Raw genomic sequence first — 15,328 nt, 5'->3', positions numbered from 1 at the left:
CATCACAACAACTGGCAGTATACGATCCAAACTGAGACACGCCCTATTCATCCCCCACCTATAGAGGACGGGGAATTACGGGCAATTTGTTAAAACAATCAACCGAGTGGGAAGTAGCTCTACTTCAGGATATAGAGGGAGGCAGCGGCATGCATGATCTATCTATAGTCATTCCAACGCGAAATCGTATTGACGATCTCACGTTATGCATACAATCCATTGGGAAGCAGACCAAGCTGGAGGATATATCTATAGAACTACTTATCGTAGATGATGGTGATATTCCTGAAGGCTTACTGAACTATTACCGGACCATCCTTGCCGGACTGCCAAACGCGGAGATGCGATATTATAGAAAAACCAAACCCGGTGTCTGGTTATCCCGTTACGAAGCACTTGGACTGATAGACGGAGAAATTCTGCTAACCTTTGATGACGATGCGGAACTCGATGATCGGGAGTACATTCGGACAATGCTGAATACTTATGCGATGGATCATAATATTGTTGGAGTTGGCGGTATTGCCAAAGGCCTTACCAGCAGTCCTACGGGTAAGCTGCTCGGCAGACTTACTTGCCAAATGTCCAGCTCACCAGGCAGGCTATCGGCGAGTACGCTCGCAGGATCTCTGCTTCTATGGGGAGAAACCAAAGACATCTTCGAGACCGATTTTTTCCATGGTTGTAACATGTCGTTCCGACGCTCAGCTCTTCAGGATATGAAGCCCTACCCATGGATGACCAGTTATGCCGTTGCTGATGATATTTATATGTGTCATCTGGCAAGCCGTTACGGCAAGCTTGTGATAAATCCCAATATGAAAATCACTCACCACGAATCTCCAAGCTCCCGTGATAAAGCTGGACGAGTTGCCAGGGCTACCGCTGTTAATCATTATTATTTACTCAATTTACGCAAAGCCCCTGTAAAGAACTACGCCGCATTGCTTTGGACATTGACCTACTTAACGGTTAAAGAAACGCTAAAGCAGAATTTCAACGCCGTAAAGGGATATACTTCCGGTATTTTTTTCGTGCTCAACCCTCGGAAGAATAAATATAACGAGTATATGTTGGACTAGTAGACTTTCTATCCTATTTGTGTCTTTTCAGATCCGCTCCGCACTCCGAGAGCGGATTTTTATTGTCCAAATTTTCATGAATAGGAGTATCCAGCTTATCCTCATCTAGGGTATGATAGTAATGATGTGATCAGAAACTAACTTTATGGATGGTGAAACATGTTTAAGAACAAAAAAACGACGCTTATTCTAGCCGCTATCGTGATCATCATTGCAGCTGTCGGTGCTTGGATGCTTCTTAACAACAAGGACAATGAGAATACTCAAGCCGCGAATGATGACCAAAATGTGGCGCAGGTATCCACAGACGGCGGAACGAGATCGATGTCCCAGACGTTCTACATTTACGATACGGTGGTTAATATTAAGGTGTTTGGTGATACCGTAGCGCAGAAAAATATGGATGATATCCTGCATCTGCTTGAGAAATTGGACCTTCAACTTAGCCGTACCAAAGAAGGCGGCGAAGTGTATGCCGTGAATCAAGCAGCAGGTAAAGAAGCGGTTGTTGTCTCTGACGATACTCTGGATGTGGTTAAGCAATCCCTGAAGTATGCAGTGGAAATGAATGGACTGTTCGATCCTACCATTGGTCCTCTTGTGGATCTTTGGAATATCGGAAGCGGTGGCGAGAAAGTTCCTCCGCAAGCTGACATTGATAAAGCCAAAGCTCTTACCAACTATAAAGATGTGATTATTGATGAAGCTGCAAAGACTGTAAAGCTGGCCAAAGAAGGCATGGTGCTTGATTTAGGCGGAATCGGCAAAGGATATGCAGCGGACCGGGTAGCAGACTATTTGAAAGCCCAAGGTTTGGACAGCGCTATGATTAACCTAGGCGGCAGCAGCATTATCGCCCTGGGTACCAAACCAGACGGCGCCCAGTGGAATATTGGATTGCAGGATCCGGATCAAAGCCGTGGAACCCAGCTGGGGACCATCAAAATCACCGATGAGGTTATCGATGCTTCCGGTGTATATGAACGGTTTTTCATTCAGGATGAGGTTCGCTACCACCATATTCTTGATCCGCGTACAGGCTTCCCGTCCCAAAACGGGCTGAAAAGTATCACGATTATGAGTCCTAATGCTACCGATGCGGATGCCTTGTCTACGGGTGTTTTCCTAATGGGTCTGGAAGAAGGTATGCAATATCTCGAATCACTTCCTGAAAAAATCGAGGCTTTCTTCATTACGGATGACAACAAGATCTATGCTACACCGGGAATTAGAGAGAGGTTGCAGCTAACCGATCCTACGTATAGTTTTGGTAATTAATATATAACAAACTGCGAATAGCAAAAAAGTCTATCCCAACACCCATGTAAAGGGTAGGGATAGACTTTTTTATTTGTCCATCTATAGTGTAATTTAGTCTATAAAATAGGAAGCTCCTTAAACTCATCATATGTGGTGAAGGTATAACTTGGCTCATGGTCTGTGAGCGGCTGTCTGCCTCTAGGGTTGTACCAGCACACTTTCCAGCCTGCCTCCAAGGCCCCGACCACATCGTTACCCCAGGTATCTCCAACATACAGGCAATGATCAGGCGTAGTTTCTGTCTTCCTGTTCACGTAAGCAAAGATTTCCGGGTCCGGCTTAGCGATCCCAACCGCATCAGAGATAAAGATCCGTTCTTCGGGAATAAGTTTGTCTACACCCAAGGCGCGAATTTTCTTCATTTGGTGATCTTCCGGGCCGTTCGTAATAATCCCTACCGTATGACCGCCGGAAATGAATCTCTGAAGCTGCGGAAGCACTCCGTCTATCATCTCGATTTTATATTGACGATCGATGTAAGCGGCTTGTACCTGCGCAGCCGTCTCCCGATTTAAATCCAATCCAAACTCCGCAAAAGCCAGCTCCATCCGCAGCAGCCGCGTTTCCTCAAGTTCAAGCTCACCCTGCAAATATTTAGGCCAGAGCAAATCGCTGTGATGCCTTACCCTATGAAATAAATCTGCTATGTTCACAGTGTTCTCGGTAAGCCCCAGGACTTCCCGCACCCCGTCTCGAAAGGGCACCAAATGATTGTAGAGGGTATCATCCAAATCAAAAAAAATAGCCAGCTTATTAGTCTTTTGCACGTAGTTGCCCCTTCATCCTTAAAAGTAAAGATTATAACTGTAAAAATCACAATCTCTCACGTATCCGCTTGCTTCATACAGACGCTGTGCCCCCGTATTTCCTGTCATGGTTGTCAGAGATAAGCCTTTGGCTCCCGTCGTTACCGCCCATTCGCGGGCAGCATCCAGCAGTAGAGATCCGACACCGCAGCCGCGCGACGAAGTTGTTACAAACAGGTCGTTGAGTATCCATAACCGTTGCATAGATACTGAAGAGAATGAGGGATACAGCTGTGTGAAGCCTACAGCACGCTTATCCTCTAAATCTCCTTCCACAGCTGTGAAAATAATACTTTCGTTCAAATTCAGCCGCTCTAACAGAAAATCTCGGGCAGCCCCGGTATCGGATTGCTGACCATAAAACACCCGGTATTCATCAAAAAGCGGAACGATTAGCTCTATATTCTCCAGACTTACCCGTTCGATTTGAAATCTCTGCATCAGTTAAGCCTCACTTTATTATTTTTTGGAATCGTAGAAGACATGTCGGGCACTGATTTGCCCATTCTCTATATCCATTAATCCAAAAGAATACAGCTTCTCACGCCGTTTATCAGTGGGTGAGCCTGGGTTGAACAATAGGATTCCCTTCTCGTTCCTCATTAAAGGCTGATGAGAGTGTCCGAATAAGATGCAGTCCACCTGTTCATTGGAAAAAGCCTTCAAGGCATTCCCATCGGTTCCCTTACCAGAGTACGGAGTATGGCCGTGAACCATTCCTATACGCAGTCCGTCAAGCTCAATGATTTTGCGTTCTCCAAACCGCCGTATAATGTCCTCGCCGTCATTGTTCCCGGCAATACCTTCTACCGGAGCTAACATTGCCAGCTGTTCATAGATTTCCATGTCCACCCAATCACCTAGATGCAGAATTAGATCAACCTTCCGGAATTCCTCCGTCAGTGCCTGCGGCAGGGCTTTTGACATTCTCGTCATGTGCGTATCCGATACGACTCCTACTCTCAAGACGCCAGCTCCTTAGTTCAGCTTATTTGTATTTATGCCAGTCCTGACTGCTATTCTCCAGCAGATGTTCAAAATCATTCTCCAGCCGCTTCTGCTCGGCGATCCGCTTGTCCTCTACGGCTTTACGAGCAAGCTCTTTGCGGTTATTCTCTTCTGCTTTCAGTTCGTCGCTCTGTGCTTTAAGCTTGCCCAAAACCTCACTGCTAAGCAGATCCTTCAATGTAGCCGGACCCTCAGCAGCAGGGGTGCGAGGTGCACTTGGTGTTTTCTTCTTTTTAGCCATGATTCATTCCTCCTTAGGCTGGTACTGTTTTATAATTTACGGCCGATAATGACCAGATCACGCTCGATACCATCCAGTTCGGCTACCCCGGGCAGCAATCCCCATTGGGTAAAACCGAACTTTTGCAGCAGCCGCAAGCTAGGTTCGTTATGTCCGAATACAAAACCTACAAGGTTCTTAAGACCAAGCCGGGGACTTTCTTCCAGCGCCTTGCTCAGAAGGATACTGCCAGCTCCGATTCCACGAAAGTTCTCACTTACATAAATACTGATCTCTGCTGTTCCGTTATAGGCAGGTCTACCATAGAACGACTGAAAGCTAAGCCACGCGGCGATCTCCCCATCCTTTTTCAATACCCATAATGGACGATGATGACTATTATGTTCATGGAACCATTTCTCTCTATCCTCTACATGAATTGGCTCCAGATCTGCAGTTACGACCCGACCTGATATGGTAGAGTTATAAATATCTACAATTGCCGCCAAATCCCCTAATGCTGCGTCTTCGATTATACTTTGCTGCCACTCCATAATCTTAATTCCTCCATCAAGCTGACCGCTATTCATATAAGAATTTGCGGGAGCATTATTCTATTGTCCAAGTTAATTCATTGTTGCCTGGCAGTCAAATGTAATCTGTATCAATTCATTCCGACCTGTTCTTCGCTCCAATTCCACAGCCGTCTTGCCTCCTGCATGTTCTCTGCTCTGGCAGACAGCTCCTTAACTTTACGACAGTAAAAGTACTGTCCTGTCACTTCAGCAAGCTCCGGTGCGGTAGCAAGATAAATCGCCGTATCTGCTCCCTGAGCGGGTGTTAAAAAGAAATAGGACAGCATCTTTAAGACTGATTGTCCAAAACCCGTTTCACGATTCACACCGATATTGGTGCCTACCGCCCCCGGATGTACGCAATTCACGGTCACACCCGTCCCCTTCAGCCGGACCGCCAGCTCTTTGGTAAACAGAATATTCGCCAGCTTGGACCTTGCATAAGCCTTGGCTGGATTGTAGCCGCGGGAAAGAGTCGGATCCTTATAATGAAGGGCTCCAATCTTGTACGCGCCGGAGGCCACGACTACAATCCGCCCTTGTTCTGCTCTTATCAAAGACTCAAGCAGCAGATTGGTCAGTAGAAAGTGACCCAAGTGATTAACACCCAGATCCAACTCAAAGCCGTCTGCTGTAAGCTGACGCTTGATGGAGACAACACCGGCATTATTAATAAGGACATCCAGTACAGAATATATGTCAGTAAAGTCCCTAACAAAGCTGCGGATGCTCTCCAGAGATGCCAAATCACAGAGCATAAGTTCAATGTCTAAGCTTCCACTCTGCTGTCGGGCTTGAACCAGTGCTTCTTCTCCACGCTGACGGCTGCGGCAAACCATAATTACCTTAGCGCCCCTCCGTGCCAGATCCACCGTAGTAGCCAGTCCCATTCCCGAGTTGCCTCCGGTAACAATCACGATTTTCCCCTTCATAAGGAACCCACTCTCCTGACATAATCGGTCCAATCCTTAGTAGCGCTGGCCTTTTATGATCATTTAATCTAAGATCATGTTACATCATTTAGCAGTTTGGAGAAAACATTAAGTTAGTCTCGTAAGTAAACAGCAAAAAAAGGCAGGGGGAAATTCCCCCTACCCTTACGTTTTCAACAAAAGTTATTGTCCAAAGCCTACACGCGGACGTTCCCGTTCTTTCGTATCAAGACTTATAGCGCGTATAGATGTAATTGGAATGTACAGCACCTGAAAATCGGTACAATACTTAACGAACTTCTCGTCTATCTCTTCCAAAATGCCACCTTTAGCGCTAAATCCATTTAAAAATGCTTCCGGTATATTAGTTCGTATAACAACATCAAGGATTTATAATAAATTATTTCAGATCACTTAAAGTAAGCAGCTTATCGTGTAGCGGTCCTGTTCATCTTTTTCCACAAAAACAATGCAAGCACAATTACCGTGGCTTCCGCTAAAATAATCCAACCCAATTTTATCCATCCTTCTTCGCTGGTAAGGATTTCATCCATATACAAAACAGCTTGACCGTGGAGACATAAAATGAATAGAAAGGATAATATTTGAATAAAAAAGGGATATATAAATTTATTACCGGCCTTAATAATAATGGTTGCTTGCAAAAAAATAATCAGAACTAACAGAATTCGCAAAATTATTTTGTAAAAACCCCAGTATTGGGTAGGAATACCCATGTTTCTCAACTCATTAAGTAATAACAAGAATACAACGTAAATAGCGCCATGTATGATGTTCAATAACACTCTCACAGGATATTCCCCCTTATCGACAACCCATCCGATATTGCATGTATTATTCATTCAGTAACCTTTCAATCAAATCAAAAATGACTGGCTGGTGAGTTATCGTGCTGTGTTCTGAATCCTCCATATGACCAATGTAAACGAAAGCTTTGTCGTATATTATCGCATTGATTTTATCATCTTTGTTTCGCTGCCCATCAGATGGAATACCGAATTGACTCCCGAGGGCAACCACATTATCGCCAAAATGAACCTCGCTAATTCGGGAAGTTTTTGGTTCCGGTAACGTAATGTTAACATGGTTTTCCAGAATAGTTTTGATTTCTTCAAACAAATTGTCGTCGGTCTTAGATGCACTTGCAGAACTGAGTTCTACAAGGATTGGATCAAGGTCCTTTGAATAGTAGTAATCATCAGCCGTCCACAAATCTTTATCCTTTATACCAACCAATCCGCCGATGAAATAATATTTGGTTGCATTCTTATTAGTAAAATTCAAACGTTTAGCACCGTAATCCTTACAAATATTTTTAGGATTTGAGTAAAACAAGTCACTATCTTCTCGGTCCAAATCTTGAAAAACACTACCGCAGATGCCGCCGTTATACGCCTTGTTGGATCCCCAATGTGGGGTATCCACAGTGATAAGCTTTGTGATGCCGGGATCACCCACTTGCGAGTCTTCGATGTATGTTCTCGACACCAGACCCCCAGCGCTGTGGCCCACCAGTGAGTAAGTGATTTCTTGATCATAGCCTTTGGTGACATCAACACCGTTCATCTCAGGTAAATAATCATCGGAAAGTGATTTCAAATATTCTCTCAGAAATCCTGCTGCATAAAGGACGTGATCTACATTTTCCCAGTTAAATACAAAAAGATTTTCGTTGACTTTATAGCCCTTGTTAACAAAATAGGGGAAGATATTGGGAAGGGATTGACTACCCTTCTCAATATTACGAACATATTGTGCATCTGGTTCCCCATATGAAATTTGGTCATTTCCAAATTGAGCATCGCTCTTGTATGCATACCATATTTCATCTTTTTGGAAAATCGAAGTCTTTGAAAAAGTTTGGTCAGAACGGATATCTTTCTTAAACTCTCCTTTATCCTGCATGGCTAGGAAGTTAAGAGGTTGACCGTTATCTAGATAGGAATCCCCTCCCCATACATCCCTTGAATTCGAGCGGATACCATGAATAAATACAACCGGCTCAGTATATGGGATATAATCCCGATCATCTACTTTATCGTTATCTCCATCGAAATCTGAGTCTATTTTATTCGGGTCACTTGTGTTCGGATTCACCGGGACTCCCTCTAACGTTTTACTTCTAACCACATAGACAATACCGGTTTCTGAGTTGTAGTACCAGTTACCAAGTTCCTCCTGATCAAGGATACCGTCACCGTCCGAATCATTATTGTCAAGTTTAGTCGCTTCAATGACAACCCCCAAGGTGTCCTTAACAATGTAACCTTTCTCCTCGACCCAGTCGGGAATTGTGTCTCCGTCTGTATCTTTTGTCAAACCGATTACATCGCCGGCTTGCAGAAAGCGCCCTTGGAGATCTTCGGCCGCGTTCACATGATAAAAATCCCCACCTGTTTCATTAGCGATTTCACGTAGCAATTCGGCATTGAAAGAAGTACCCAACCCCATCGTGTAGATAACAACACCTCTACTTTTGGCGGTTCTTGTTAGATTGTCGCTATAGTCTCCTTCGCCGTCAGTCAGCAGAATGATGATGGGACTCGATTCGGTCCGACCATTTATTTGGATTTCATCTAATGCTTTACTTACACCGATCCCAATGTTAGTTCCTCCGGATGAATCAACCTTATCTGCCGCATCCTTTAGTTTCTGCTTATCGTCGGTAAGCCCTTGAAGAAGAGTAGCATAATAGTCAAAATCAACGATGGCCGCGCGGTCTCCTTCCTGAAGCGAATCGACAACCAATTTCGTACCTTCAATACGGTTATTATTTATATCTTTATTATAATCATCGGTAGGTCCCGCCCCCATACTTCCGGAGCTATCGATGACAAAAACGAGGTCTAGTGGCTTACGTAAAACAGTTCCATTATCTTCTATAAATTCTCCTTTGATCAAGCCATCTCCCCATGTTTGTGCCCATATACTCATATCTGCGAGCATGTATGTAGAAAAGTGAGTTAACGTCGCCGTCACCTGATTGTTTGATGTATCTACTTGCTGATCTTCAACAAGTTCAAGAGCAAGTGTTGTAGGATTATAATAGAACAGTCTTAAGTTTTCCGGGTCCGTGTCACCTAATCCTACTGGTTCATACTTAAATGTTAGTGTAGCTGTATCAAATTTGGAAGTGGAACGTATATCAATCGGCGTGCCTATCAGTCCCTCAGTTCCAGTAATCTGTTGCACAGAGGTGTCTGTAGATACCGTTGTCGTTTTCTCAGCATCACCTGTTGCAGCAAAAGCTATGGAAACTCCCAACGCACTCGCATCAAGCTGTTGTTCACGTTTTTCATAGCCGTCAAGGATGCCATTGTTGTCTGAATCTGGGTTAAGTGGATTTGTTAGGAACTTATTCATTTCACTCTCATCATCAAGAAAGTCATCATCCGTGTCTGTTTTCAAAGGATTTGTCAGATAAGTTTTAATTTCAGCACCATCTAAAATATTATCATTGTCAGAGTCTGAAATAAGTGGATTAGTAAAATTCGTCTGCTCTTCGATGTTGGTCAGACTGTCTGCATCGGGATCCTCTTTGTTATCCGGCGTGCCGTTATTATCCGAATCTGCTGCTTTTGGATCCATTTGAAGAAATAAAACTTCAAAACCGTCGGTTAATCCGTCACTATCACTATCTATTTTTAATGGATCAGTTTCGTATGTCTTGATTTCAATCCAATCTGCAAGTCCGTCGCCATCCGTATCCGTAAAGGTTTCATCGGTAAGATCGTCTGGATTCGGGTTAAGGTTCCCGTCATCATTGACTATCGGAGACGTTCCGATACCGGATTCTGTATTGTTCTGTTTCTTAGGTGATACTGAAATTGATACCGTCTTGTCAAATGAAAGGTTAGCTCCAGTTTTGTCCGTCGTTTCAATAGTAACAGTAATTATATATTTTGCAGTATCGGCCAGAACCGTATTCCAAACTGCCGATGTTTTATTATTATTTATCTGTAGCGTACCTCCCGTAGCACTCCACTTAGCTATGTATGTCGGTGTATCTTTCTGGCTGACCTGAAGATTAAAGGTTACGGAATCCCCAACAACTACATCAGTTTTGTCAGCGTTCAAGGAAAATAATTGATCTGTATCTGCGGGATTTTCTTGTTTTACTTCGTTCAGATACCGTGTAAGGAATAGAACGAAATGCAACCTTGATAGCTCTTGATCAGGTTTAAATGTACCATTCTCATATCCAGTTGTAATACCGTTCGAGGCGAGGATTTGTATGTAAGAATATGCCCAATACTTAGATGATACATCTATGAAATCAATCTTTTTCTGCTGATTTTCCTTAAGATCGTATGCTTCAACCAAAATTTTAGCCATTTGTCCACGCGTTAACTTCCCGTTTGAATCGAACACTCCACCATCTTTTCCATTGATGATACCAGCTTCAGTAGCGGTTGCAATAAGATCGTAACCAATCTCTCCCTTCTTTACGTCCTTGAAATTTGGATCGGGATGACCAGTAATAGATAGTTTCAATTCACGGATTAGCATCGTGACTGCTTCCAATCTAGTGATTGATTTGTACGGTTTGAATGTGTTGTCCGTATATCCTTTGATGATACCCAAATCTACTAATTGGTGTATTTCATTTTGATATTGAGTTACATCAGTAAAGTTTTCGACTTCTTGCTGCGTATTCATTCCTTCAGCTTGCAGATTATATGGGATAAATTGTATAAAAATAAAAATTAATAATATTTTAGGTATTATCCCTTTAAACGTGTTCATTGGTAACAAAACCTCCAGATTTCTATTTTATGTTCTTCAATTAAAATATAATATCTTCCCTTTTAAGATCCCACTCAAAATGATGAGTCATCTACCTTCCTCAATTCATTTATAGAATGATAGTATATGGGACTCCTCCAACAACACTGGTATAAGAAGCACTTACTCTTAAATAATAAGTTCCTGTAGGCAAACCAATACTGCTTTCCGTGATCCCTTTTGCCAACTCACTGTTATCGGTCCACTGATACCAATCAAAGAATTACCCGTGCTATCATATAGTTGGTAATTCCAACCTACCTTTGATTTATTCGCCATGTTGATTGTTATTTTTCCATCAGATGTAGTAGTAAACTTATAAAAGTTAACGTCACTATTAGTACCTAAAACACCTGAATATGTCTCGTTAATATTGATGGTAGTTGCTTTCTCAATGGAATCATCGTTAGCATTTGCAAAAACAGTTACACCTGAGACAAATAAGCTAAAAATTATGAATAATACAAATGAAGATAGACTTTTTTCATACTCATCCTACTTCCTATATTTTGGTAAATTAATAGACATAGTATCATTAGATAAATTTAAATTATATTGTATTTGTCACATTCCACTTCTTTTACATTAGTTATCTCAAAATTGTTTTTTATTGTAAGCGTTAAACAGCTCATACCTTGCGGATGACCATCAACCAATCCTGCTTTACAAGTTAAAACACAAAAAGTAATAACGGATGTTGACCAGGCACTCAGATGGTTAAAAGGTGCAGAAAGAAAGAAATTATTTCAAGTTATTGACGATGGAACAAGCAGCAGAAAAGAATAGATAGAAGTTCACAAGGAATCGAGCAACAACTCATGTATCCCGGCATACGTTCGCTTATGATCTGCTGGAGACGGGGAATTTTCTTTAGAGAGTCGCAGAACTTTTAGGATTTACAAATATTGATAATGTGAGAGCATACACTAAGTCTAGCAGACAAGGAGGAGAGAACCTGTAAAGCACCTATCCTCCGATCAATAAAAGGAGCGATAACATGGAGTTTCAGAAGGTTCATTCGATAACGATGGTCTATCAAATTTCGACCTTAACCTATGCGAGCTATGAAGTGCTGGAGCTTTTAAAACCACTTCCAGAGCTATACAAGAAAATTGGAGTTTGCAGACGATGCCACAAAAAGTAGATCTGCACATTGAGTATGTAGAAGAAAATCAGTATGTCCTTAAATGGTATAGCATTGATGAAACTACGGAAATCGTTCAGAAGAACAGAGGAAAAGAGATGTAATTAGCTTTGAGAGAATGATGTCTAGCGATCGATTATTTCTCATAATTTTGACTAGAAGGCTCTCGGGGCATTCAGCCTGAGGTTAGAATGGCAGCTTAGATCAAACGCCCCGATAACTCCGGTGCGCTCTGCTACATTATGATTTATAATGTAAACATTGTGATTTTCAGCGTACAGGAGAAAGGGGAATATACAACAATGAATGATGCTCTTAAAAGTCTGGAGCAAGGAATGGCGGGCAACGGACTTGACGCTTTGCTTGTAACAGATCCCAAACATGTTTATTATTTAACCGGCTTCGCCAGCAATCCGCATGAACGTTTTCTAGGACTACTGCTCGTACGTGGAGAGGAGCCTGTGCTGATCGTTCCGGCACTGGATGCAGAGGCGGCCCAAGTGGCTTCTTCCGTTTCAAAGATTCTGACCCACAGTGATACGGATAATCCCTATGAACTTCTCTCCAAACAACTTAGCCAATCGAAGTTGGGTACGTTAGGCATCGAGAAAGAACATTTCTCCGTAGCCCGTTACGAACTGCTGAGTACAGCTGTACCCGTGGAGAATATCAGCGATATCGGTCCCCTGCTGCGCAGTATGCGAGCCAAAAAGACACCCGAAGAAGTACAAAAAATGAGGCATGCCGCAGAGCTTGTAGAGGAAGTCCTTCGCCGCGGTCTGAAGCATGTTGCAACAGGGGTCAGTGAGATTGAGCTTGTAGCTGAGCTTGAATATCTGATGAAGAAGGTCGGCGCTTCCGGTCCTTCCTTTGATACGATGGTCCTCTCTGGTCCGAATACAGCTCTCCCCCACGGTGTACCGGGCAACCGCATCATACAGCCGGGTGATTTCATCATGTTCGACCTTGGTGTATATGCCGGGGGTTATGCTTCGGATATTACTCGCACTTTTGCTGTGGAAGAAGCTGACAGTAAGCTAGTCACCATCTATAATACGGTGTTGGCTGCGAATGAAGCCGGTATCGCTGCTTCCAAGACGGGAGCCACGTACGGATCCGTGGACCGTGCAGCGCGTGAAGTGATAGAATCCGCAGGCTTCGGCCCCTACTTCATGCATCGTGTCGGTCACGGACTGGGTATGGACGTACACGAATACCCCTCTCTTCATGGTCTGAATGACGACATGATAGAGAGTGGCAATGTATTTACCGTTGAACCGGGTATCTATGTACCGGGACTTGGCGGCGTGCGTATCGAAGACGATGTGCTTGTAACTGAGGACGGCCCGCAGACACTCACCAGTTTCCCGAAAGAACTCACAGTACTCCATCTGTAATGGAGTCATAGCTAGAAATTTCCTCAAAGGGCGGATCAAGGAACAATCCTTGATCCGCCCTTTTTTGTGCATATGAAATAACCAATAAAGATTCCACACACTAACTTGTCCCTTAGTTTCTTTCATTGAATATAAGGTTGATTTGAAAAAACAGAAATATATATATCATAAACATGATTTTTCTGAAATTTTCAATAAAATGCTACATTCCTCTCTATTCAACCGCGGGTTAATTCTATAGAATAGTTATCAATCGTGTCGTCTGTAATGGCATAGGACAAATGCATCGCTATAGAAAAGGAGAGAAAGTTATGTTTCGGATTAAGCATTCCATAAGTGGAAGGTTCACACGTTTATTGTTTATTGTTCTTTTACTCTCGTCACTGTTGTTAAGTATCAGCTTTTACTTTATTTCAATCGGTACGTTTGACAGCTATGTGCTGCCGCAGATCGACAAATTGCTGACATCCTCTGCTCAGGATATCAATAAGAATCTCAACACTACATTCGCTCAGCAAGCCAGCAATAATAGTGAGTCGGCCGTGATGAATGTTGAGTTTTATTTTCAGGACAAGAGAAAGCAATACGATTTGGAAACCATTTTCCTCGCGGATTTGAAAGAGGGCAAGGCGACGATTATCACCGCTGACCACGGGTCAAAGCTGAAAGCTAAGGAATTGATTCAGGTCCTGCCGGCCATGGAGCAGGCTTCCAAAGGTAAAAACGGTCTAAGTGCAATTTATCAGGATAGTCATGGCGTACATAAAACATCGTTTACAGGAATACCGGGCAGCACACTTGTAGTTGGTGTTAGTGCGGATGTTAGCTTCATTAAAGAAAAAATGGACAGTATTCTCTGGACAAGTGCCGGCATTACCCTGCTGTCCATGATCATAGGCTTATCCTCCGCCATGTATATGAGCCGACGGATTACTAAACCGTTAACTCAGCTTGCTGCTTACAGCAACCGATTGGCAGAGGGAGATTTCACCGAAGAATTAACGATTAAAGGAAAGGATGAGGTTGGGCAGCTCTCGGAAAGCTTCCAAGCTATGACTCAGCATCTCAAAGAGATGATCGGGCAGGTTCTCAATACCTCCGAATCCGTAGTTTCCGATTCGAATGATTTGATGGATCGTGTGGATGTCCTGAATAATATGGCTGGCCGTTCTTCTCTATCCGTGGAGGAAATCGGTATTGGGAGCCGTGCGATTGCTAACAGCGCACTTGATAATTCACGTGCAATGGAAGAGATTAATTTAGGTATTCAACATATTGCCTCCGCTGCCGGTGAAGTCACCGATCAAACGAATGAAGCCTCTTCTGAAGCGGAAGGCGGAAATGTCATTGCCCAAAGTGCAGTAGTACAAATGCGTCAAGTCGAGCTGGCTTCTGAACAAGGGGTGGCGCAATTCCGGGTGATGAACGAGCGTTCACAGAGGATCGGCGAGGTTGTTCAGGGCATAGCAGAAATTACGAAACAGATTCAAATGTTGTCCTTAAATGCTTCCATTGAAGCGGCCCGCGCCGGGGAACACGGACGTGGCTTTGCCGTTGTAGCAGGAGAGGTCCGTAAGCTGTCTGAACAGTCTCGGAACGCTACCGAGCAAATAAGTGAGTTCCTGCTGGGTCTGCAGGAAGATATGAACCGTTCCGCTGCAGAAATGAATCATCTGAACTCTGAGGTTGCTTCAGGAGTAGGCAAAGTAAGAGAGGCTGGTGATGCATTCAATCATCTATTAATCCTTATCCATAGCATTAGCAACAGTGTTCAATCTGTTTCTGCCGCTACTCAAGAAATCTCCGCAGGTACAGAAGAGGTAAGTGCTTCTGTAGAGGAAACTGCCCAAATTACCGCCAAGTCTCAAGCGAGTGCAGGGACACTCACAGAGAACTATGCGCGTCAGCAAGCCGAGCTGGAGGGTCATGCACAAACCGTTGACCATCTGCATGAACAAGCTGTTAAGCTGCAGGAAGCGGTATTGAAGTTTAAGATATAAGTCTATACAAAGGGGCTATTTCTCAAGGGTCTGATTCA

13 protein-coding genes are annotated in these 15,328 nt (G+C 43.4%); 4 read left to right on the top strand and 9 right to left on the bottom strand.

Annotated features, from left to right (window positions below):
• The first annotated feature begins 149 nt into the window (after positions 1–149).
• Both J2T20_RS23715 and J2T20_RS23710 read left to right on the top strand, forming a co-directional pair.
• Positions 150–1,082 (top strand): glycosyltransferase family 2 protein, encoded by a 933-nt coding sequence (locus J2T20_RS23715; RefSeq protein ID WP_307592179.1) that lies wholly within the window; start codon positions 150–152, stop codon positions 1,080–1,082.
• Positions 1,083–1,241: 159 nt separating this feature from the next.
• Positions 1,242–2,360 carry an FAD:protein FMN transferase gene (locus J2T20_RS23710; RefSeq protein ID WP_307592177.1) on the top strand — a complete coding sequence of 373 codons (1,119 nt, stop codon included), beginning with the start codon at positions 1,242–1,244 and terminating at the stop codon, positions 2,358–2,360.
• Positions 2,361–2,458: 98 nt separating this feature from the next.
• Here the strand turns inward: J2T20_RS23710 and J2T20_RS23705 are convergent, their stop codons facing one another.
• The 9 genes from J2T20_RS23705 to J2T20_RS23665 all read right to left on the bottom strand — a co-directional run bounded on the left by J2T20_RS23705 (position 2,459) and on the right by J2T20_RS23665 (position 10,710).
• Positions 2,459–3,169, bottom strand: a complete 711-nt coding sequence (locus J2T20_RS23705) for an HAD family hydrolase (RefSeq protein ID WP_307592175.1) — start codon at positions 3,167–3,169, stop codon at positions 2,459–2,461.
• Between the two features lie 18 nt (positions 3,170–3,187).
• A complete protein-coding gene (locus J2T20_RS23700; protein ID WP_307592173.1) occupies positions 3,188–3,649 on the bottom strand; it encodes a GNAT family N-acetyltransferase in 462 nt (153 codons plus the stop codon).
• Positions 3,650–3,667: 18 nt separating this feature from the next.
• Positions 3,668–4,174, bottom strand: coding sequence for a metallophosphoesterase family protein (locus tag J2T20_RS23695; protein WP_307592171.1), 507 nt, complete (start codon positions 4,172–4,174; stop codon positions 3,668–3,670).
• Between the two features lie 22 nt (positions 4,175–4,196).
• A complete protein-coding gene (locus J2T20_RS23690; RefSeq protein ID WP_307592170.1) occupies positions 4,197–4,457 on the bottom strand; it encodes a YqkE family protein in 261 nt (86 codons plus the stop codon).
• A 29-nt stretch (positions 4,458–4,486) separates the two neighbouring features.
• Positions 4,487–4,990 carry a GNAT family N-acetyltransferase gene (locus J2T20_RS23685; RefSeq protein ID WP_307592168.1) on the bottom strand — a complete coding sequence of 168 codons (504 nt, stop codon included), beginning with the start codon at positions 4,988–4,990 and terminating at the stop codon, positions 4,487–4,489.
• Between the two features lie 110 nt (positions 4,991–5,100).
• Complete coding sequence (locus tag J2T20_RS23680; protein ID WP_307592166.1) at positions 5,101–5,943, bottom strand: SDR family oxidoreductase; 843 nt, start codon at positions 5,941–5,943, stop codon at positions 5,101–5,103.
• Positions 5,944–6,126: 183 nt separating this feature from the next.
• Positions 6,127–6,261 carry a hypothetical protein gene (locus tag J2T20_RS23675; protein ID WP_307592164.1) on the bottom strand — a complete coding sequence of 45 codons (135 nt, stop codon included), beginning with the start codon at positions 6,259–6,261 and terminating at the stop codon, positions 6,127–6,129.
• 110 nt (positions 6,262–6,371) lie between these two features.
• Entirely contained in the window at positions 6,372–6,755 is a 384-nt protein-coding gene (locus J2T20_RS23670) for a hypothetical protein (protein WP_307592162.1), read from the bottom strand.
• A gap of 43 nt (positions 6,756–6,798) precedes the next feature.
• A complete protein-coding gene (locus tag J2T20_RS23665) occupies positions 6,799–10,710 on the bottom strand; it encodes an S-layer homology domain-containing protein (protein ID WP_307592160.1) in 3,912 nt (1,303 codons plus the stop codon).
• Between the two features lie 1,485 nt (positions 10,711–12,195).
• On the opposite strand from J2T20_RS23665, the gene J2T20_RS23660 reads away from it, so the two are divergent.
• Together J2T20_RS23660 and J2T20_RS23655 are read left to right on the top strand one after the other, a co-directional pair.
• On the top strand, positions 12,196–13,290 hold the full coding sequence (locus tag J2T20_RS23660; RefSeq protein ID WP_307592159.1) for a M24 family metallopeptidase: 1,095 nt from the start codon (positions 12,196–12,198) through the stop codon (positions 13,288–13,290).
• Between the two features lie 311 nt (positions 13,291–13,601).
• Entirely contained in the window at positions 13,602–15,290 is a 1,689-nt protein-coding gene (locus J2T20_RS23655) for a methyl-accepting chemotaxis protein (RefSeq protein WP_307592157.1), read from the top strand.
• Positions 15,291–15,328: the final 38 nt, after the last annotated feature.

Source organism: Paenibacillus wynnii (assembly GCF_030812855.1).
Classification (GTDB): Bacteria; Bacillota; Bacilli; order Paenibacillales; family Paenibacillaceae; genus Paenibacillus_AQ; species Paenibacillus_AQ wynnii_A.
The sequence above is the reverse complement of the archived record's forward strand: the minus strand, read 5'-3'. Positions and strand labels throughout refer to the sequence as shown.

What these genes read in the sequence shown, in the direction of transcription:
- J2T20_RS23715 (WP_307592179.1), top strand. Translation starts at nt 150, where the DNA reads ATGCATGATCTATCTATAGTCATTCCAACGCGAAATCGTATTGACGAT.
- J2T20_RS23710 (WP_307592177.1), top strand. Translation starts at nt 1,242, where the DNA reads ATGTTTAAGAACAAAAAAACGACGCTTATTCTAGCCGCTATCGTGATC.
- J2T20_RS23700 (WP_307592173.1), bottom strand. Translation starts at nt 3,649, where the DNA reads ATGCAGAGATTTCAAATCGAACGGGTAAGTCTGGAGAATATAGAGCTA.
- J2T20_RS23690 (WP_307592170.1), bottom strand. Translation starts at nt 4,457, where the DNA reads ATGGCTAAAAAGAAGAAAACACCAAGTGCACCTCGCACCCCTGCTGCT.
- J2T20_RS23685 (WP_307592168.1), bottom strand. Translation starts at nt 4,990, where the DNA reads ATGGAGTGGCAGCAAAGTATAATCGAAGACGCAGCATTAGGGGATTTG.
- J2T20_RS23680 (WP_307592166.1), bottom strand. Translation starts at nt 5,943, where the DNA reads ATGAAGGGGAAAATCGTGATTGTTACCGGAGGCAACTCGGGAATGGGA.
- J2T20_RS23665 (WP_307592160.1), bottom strand. Translation starts at nt 10,710, where the DNA reads ATGAACACGTTTAAAGGGATAATACCTAAAATATTATTAATTTTTATT.
- J2T20_RS23660 (WP_307592159.1), top strand. Translation starts at nt 12,196, where the DNA reads ATGAATGATGCTCTTAAAAGTCTGGAGCAAGGAATGGCGGGCAACGGA.
- J2T20_RS23655 (WP_307592157.1), top strand. Translation starts at nt 13,602, where the DNA reads ATGTTTCGGATTAAGCATTCCATAAGTGGAAGGTTCACACGTTTATTG.